Consider the following 4,566-nt stretch of genomic DNA (forward strand, 5'->3'; position numbering starts at 1 on the left):
CTCTCCAACGTTTCCCGCTCACCGGCCGACAACGGCAATGGCACTGCTGGTGCACTCATCCCACCAGAATACCGAACAACCACCTATTTATTTGCGAGACACATCACTAGCTTTCCCGTGACAACGCTGCGCGAGGACACGCGGCGATGGCCTGCTCGGCCAGTGCTTCTTGCTCGATGGGGACGGGGTCGGTGATGACGACGGCGTACTCGTTGTCGTCGAGCTCGAACACCTTTGGCGCGATGTTCGCGCAGAACGCATTGCCCTCACAGCGATCCGGGTCTACCACGACGTGCATGCGGATCCTCCTTTGCTCCAGCGTCAGTGGGTCGTCGAGTTGGATTGAGTGCCGGCGACGACGGCCTGCTGGCATACCCAGCCGTCGGGCGCGCGGCCGGTCGAGATGAACCGGAGCAGTTCCGCGTGCGATTGTGCCGGCAGGTCGACCCGCGCTCTGACTTTCAAACGGGATGCGGTGATCGTCGGGACCCCGTCGACTGCGTCGAGGCTCACGGTGGCGGTGACATCGAGCCGCGCTGGCGGCGTGTGGTTTTCATCTAACTTCATTGCGAGCGCCATCGCGAAACACGACGAGTGCGCAGCTGCGGCGAGTTCTTCGGGGCTACTCTTGCCGTCCGGTTGCTCAGTTCGGGAGGCCCAGGTCAACGGCACGCCATCGAGAACTCCGCTGCTGCCGTGCGCGAGCGTGCCTCCGCCGGACACCAGTGGCCCCTCCCAGATGGTCTGCGTGGTCCGTTCAGCGATGCTCATGCCCTCGCCCGTCTCCCGATTGGCCTCCGATGGTGCTCTGCTCCAGCCCGCGGCGAAGCTGGCTCCCGCCGTTGCCCGCAGTGCTCTCATGCGCGGGGCGGACGACGTCCCAGCTGCTTCAAAGCGATGCTATTATTGATGAAAATTATCATTTAAATAGATCAAGGGCAAGGTGTCGCGGATGGCTGAGCGCAACGATCCCAAGACCGGGCGAATGCATCGCGGGCCAGGCAACGTTCAACGCCAACGCATCCTGGAGTTGGTGCGTGGGCATGACGGTGCATTCGACGCGGAGCAGTTGGCCGCACGGATGGGACTGCACGTGACGACGGTGCGATTTCACCTCGACGCGTTGTGCGACCAGGGAGCGGTGCAGCGTACTCGGATCGGGCGTGCCGGTGTCGGTCGTCCGCGTACCGGCTATCTGGCCGTGCGCGATCGGATGGACTATCGGAGCCTGGCCGAGATATTGGCCCTGGAACTGGGTGTCACCGCCGATCAGCGGCGTCGACGCGCCGAGGCTGCCGGGCGGCGGTGGGCTGAGCGCATCGACATCGATTCGGTCCGCGAAAACGCTGCCGGGCACGATGGGTCGGACACAGTCACGAGCCGGGCCATCACGGCCCGCACTGCTGCCATCGTGTCGGTTTTCGCGCGGATGGGTTTCGCTCCTGAGTTGACCGTGGCCGCGACGCGCAACGCCCGCACCGAGCAAACGATTCGTCTGAACTCCTGCCCGGTTCGCGACCTGGCCCGTGCGCACCCGGAGGTGGGCTGCGCCCTGCATCGAGGACTCCTGCAAGGCTTGCTCACGAAACCCGCCGCGGGCGACGACCCGACCGCAGAGCATCCACGCCGCACGTCCGAGGCCGAGCTGGAGCCTTTTGTCGAACCCGACCTGTGTCTTGCCAGGGTGATTGTGCATGACTGAACCGCATGCGGTGCAAGGACAACCGAGCGCGGACCTCACCACCCGCACCGATGTGGAGGCGCTGCTGCGCCGTTTTTACGGCCGGGTGTTCATCGATGATGTGCTCGCTGAGGCCTTCACCGAGTTGCGGACCAGAGGTCTTGATACGCACATTGCGGTGATGTGCGACTTCTGGGAAACGGTCCTGTTTCGTGCCGGACGCTACCGGGGCAGCGCGCTGCACGCCCACCGGGATGTCCATCAGCGCACTCCGCTGAACGGCGGTCACTTCGTGCGCTGGCTGGCCACGTGGAACACCACCGTCGACGACATGTTCAGAGGACCTGTCGCCGAGCGCGCGAAACTCCAAGCTGCACGGATCGCCTGGGCCATGCACCGTCGACTCACCGGTGCTGATACGCCCGAACTCGACGCACTGGTCGCCCGCTGACCCGACAGGGGTGTTCAGTTGCTCAGGCGGCTCGGCCTTCTGGCAGCGATATTGCGCCGGATGTGTCGCTCGTTGCGCACCCGTTGGATCACACGCAGATCCGCGGCGGTGGGCAGCTGGTGGCCCATTCCAGCGAGTTGCCATGCCCCCAAGGGTCATCGACGGTGACCGGCTCCCCGTAGCGCCAGCTGCGGAACACGTTCCAGACGAAAGGCAGCATCGAGACGCCCAGCACCATGGCGCCGATGGTGGAGACGACATTCAACGTGGTGAAGGCATCGGTGGGCAGGTAGTCCGCGTAGCGCCGCGGCATGCCCATGTTGCCCAGCCAGTGCTGCACCAAAAAGGTGAGGTGAAAGCCGATCAGCGTCAACCAGAAGTGCAGCTTGCCCAACCGCTCGTCAAGTAGCCGCCCTGTCATCTTCGGGAACCAGAAGTAGATCCCGGCGAAGGTGGAGAACACGATGGTGCCGAACCGCACGTAGTGGAAGTGCGCGACCACGAAATAGGTGTCGGTGACGTGGAAGTCGATCGGCGGGCTGGCCAGCATCACCCCCGAGGGCCCGCCCAGCAGAAAGGTCACCAAAAAGCCCATCGCGAACAACATCGGGGTTTCGAACGTCAGCTGCCCTTTCCAGATCGTGCCGATCCAGTTGACGAATGTGATCCCGGTCGGCACTGCGATGAGATAGCTGTTGGTGAGCATCCCCCGGTGTCATCCGTCAGCCGGTGTCGCAAATCGGTTTGCGGGCAACAATCGCCACAGCGATCAACCGTTCGCGGTGGCGCCGGAAAGTGTTGCGCATCTGAGCTACTCGCCGTCTCGCGTCGTGGTGGACGACAAGGTTGGCGGCAAACCGCAATGCCCGCAGAAGGCCTTCGTCGGCGAGCAGGCGTCGTGGTTGTAACAGGTTCATCGGGGCGGTTGCCACGTGGTCGACGATCAGCCCGTGCGTGCCGAGCAGGCCTGTCCATTCGGCTACCGTCAGAGGGCGGGCGTTGACCTTGATCGCACGGGCAAGTGATTGCCGGACATCGTTTTTGATCTCATCGGCGATGGCATCGGGTGTCAACGCGAGTTCGTGGATGGCGTAGCGTCCGCCGGGGCGCAGCACCCGCGATGCCTCGGCAACGATGGCGCGCTTGGCGGGATCGCCTTGCATTGTCAGCATCGCCTCACCGAGGACGACATCTCTGCTGGCGTCGGGCAACGCGGTGTCGGCGGCGTCGGCGACCCGGATCTCCCCGTGTCCGTTGATGAGGCTGCGCACCGACCGGGCGGCGTCGGGATCCTGCTCGACACCAATGTACGACCGGGGATGGCGAGCGAGGATTTCAACCGAGGTGCGGCCGAGACCCGGGGCCAGCTCGAGTACGTCGGCGTCGGTGACCTCAGCTTCGGAGAGCAGCGTGCGGGTCAGTCCAATGCCGCCTGGGCGGAGTACCCGCTTACCCAGCCGCGCCAGCAGCCAGTGTCCTTGCACAGTGTCGTCCCCGCGGTCCGACCACGGCAGCAGATCTGGATGATCGGTCGGCATGTCCCTGCCCATCAGACGACCCGTCGGATGGTGGGTGACAGAGGCAGGATTTCGCGTTTTTGGTGCACGGTCAGGTACCGCAGTCCGTCCGGTCCGGCACTGAACTGTCGTCGTGACCGACGTGGCAACCACAGCAGGGCACCGGGACTCAGGTTGATCGTCCCCTGCTCGGTGGTGAGTTGACCGCTGCCGGAGAGCACGTGGATCAGGACGTCCACGTCGGCGCCGGTATGGGTGGCGATGCCGCCGCCAGGTCCCAGCGTGATGACGTTGGAATCGAGATCCCGATCTCGAACTTGAAGTTTCCAGGACACCCCGGCCGCGTCCGGTTGCCCCTCGGCGATATCGGCCGTATTCGCCAGAATCCGCGGCAGCGGAGTGGTGGTGAGTCTGCTGATCCGGATCTTCCATACGGCCGGTCCGCGCTCGATGTACTCCCATCCGTAGCTGCCGACGTGATCGGCGTCGAATTCCTCACGCAGGTGCTTGGGGTCATGGTTGTTGACCAACACGAACGATCCACCGACAGGGAGATCGGCATAGGCGGCGAAGATCGTCGGATGTTTTTCCGGCTTGCGCAGTGGTCGCACGTCGAGTTCGTTGTCGGCCATGGGGTTCCGCACCTTCCCTAGTTTTCACAAAGAGACTTGTGTAAACTCTACGCCATGACGTACGTGATCGGGAAGCCGTGTGTTGACGTGATGGACCGGGCCTGCGTGGAGGAGTGCCCGGTGGACTGCATCTACGAGGGCGGCCGGGCCCTGTACATCCATCCGGACGAATGTGTGGACTGCGGAGCGTGCGAACCTGTCTGCCCCGTCCAGGCGATCTACTACGAGGACGATCTGCCCGAAGAGTTGCAGCCCTATCAAGACGACAATGCGGCATTTTTTTCC

The 4,566-nt window shown here is 63.8% G+C and carries 7 protein-coding genes and 1 pseudogene; 3 read left to right on the forward strand and 5 right to left on the reverse strand.

Annotation, left to right across the window (positions count from 1 at the left end; translation table 11 throughout):
- Window positions 1-106: 106 nt before the first annotated feature.
- A complete protein-coding gene (locus AC2VOK_RS11650; RefSeq protein WP_343708386.1) occupies window positions 107-298 on the reverse strand; it encodes a ferredoxin in 192 nt (63 codons plus the stop codon).
- Window positions 299-321: 23 nt separating this feature from the next.
- On the reverse strand, window positions 322-771 hold the full coding sequence (locus tag AC2VOK_RS11655) for an OsmC family peroxiredoxin (RefSeq protein ID WP_343708385.1): 450 nt from the start codon (window positions 769-771) through the stop codon (window positions 322-324).
- A gap of 181 nt (window positions 772-952) precedes the next feature.
- On the opposite strand from AC2VOK_RS11655, the gene AC2VOK_RS11660 reads away from it, so the two are divergent.
- A complete protein-coding gene (locus AC2VOK_RS11660; protein WP_428900608.1) occupies window positions 953-1,702 on the forward strand; it encodes a helix-turn-helix transcriptional regulator in 750 nt (249 codons plus the stop codon).
- On the forward strand, window positions 1,695-2,132 hold the full coding sequence (locus AC2VOK_RS11665; protein ID WP_343708383.1) for a group III truncated hemoglobin: 438 nt from the start codon (window positions 1,695-1,697) through the stop codon (window positions 2,130-2,132). The genes AC2VOK_RS11660 and AC2VOK_RS11665 overlap by 8 nt, the downstream gene beginning before the upstream one ends.
- Window positions 2,133-2,232: 100 nt before the next feature.
- On the opposite strand, the pseudogene AC2VOK_RS11670 reads toward AC2VOK_RS11665, so the two are convergent.
- From AC2VOK_RS11670 to AC2VOK_RS11680, 3 genes and pseudogenes are all read right to left on the reverse strand, one after another.
- A pseudogene (locus AC2VOK_RS11670) lies at window positions 2,233-2,826 on the reverse strand (cbb3-type cytochrome c oxidase subunit I); the annotation flags it as partial.
- Between the two features lie 28 nt (window positions 2,827-2,854).
- Window positions 2,855-3,682 carry a class I SAM-dependent methyltransferase gene (locus tag AC2VOK_RS11675; RefSeq protein WP_428900609.1) on the reverse strand — a complete coding sequence of 276 codons (828 nt, stop codon included), beginning with the start codon at window positions 3,680-3,682 and terminating at the stop codon, window positions 2,855-2,857.
- Window positions 3,682-4,281, reverse strand: a complete 600-nt coding sequence (locus tag AC2VOK_RS11680) for a DUF2249 domain-containing protein (protein ID WP_343708381.1) — start codon at window positions 4,279-4,281, stop codon at window positions 3,682-3,684. Before AC2VOK_RS11680 ends, AC2VOK_RS11675 begins: the two co-directional genes overlap by 1 nt.
- 54 nt (window positions 4,282-4,335) lie before the next feature.
- Here AC2VOK_RS11680 and fdxA point away from each other — a divergent pair.
- The coding region (gene fdxA / locus AC2VOK_RS11685) for a ferredoxin (protein WP_428900610.1) at window positions 4,336-4,566 on the forward strand (231 nt) is incomplete at its 3' end.

The organism is Mycobacterium sp. TH-M116, assembly GCF_057473685.1.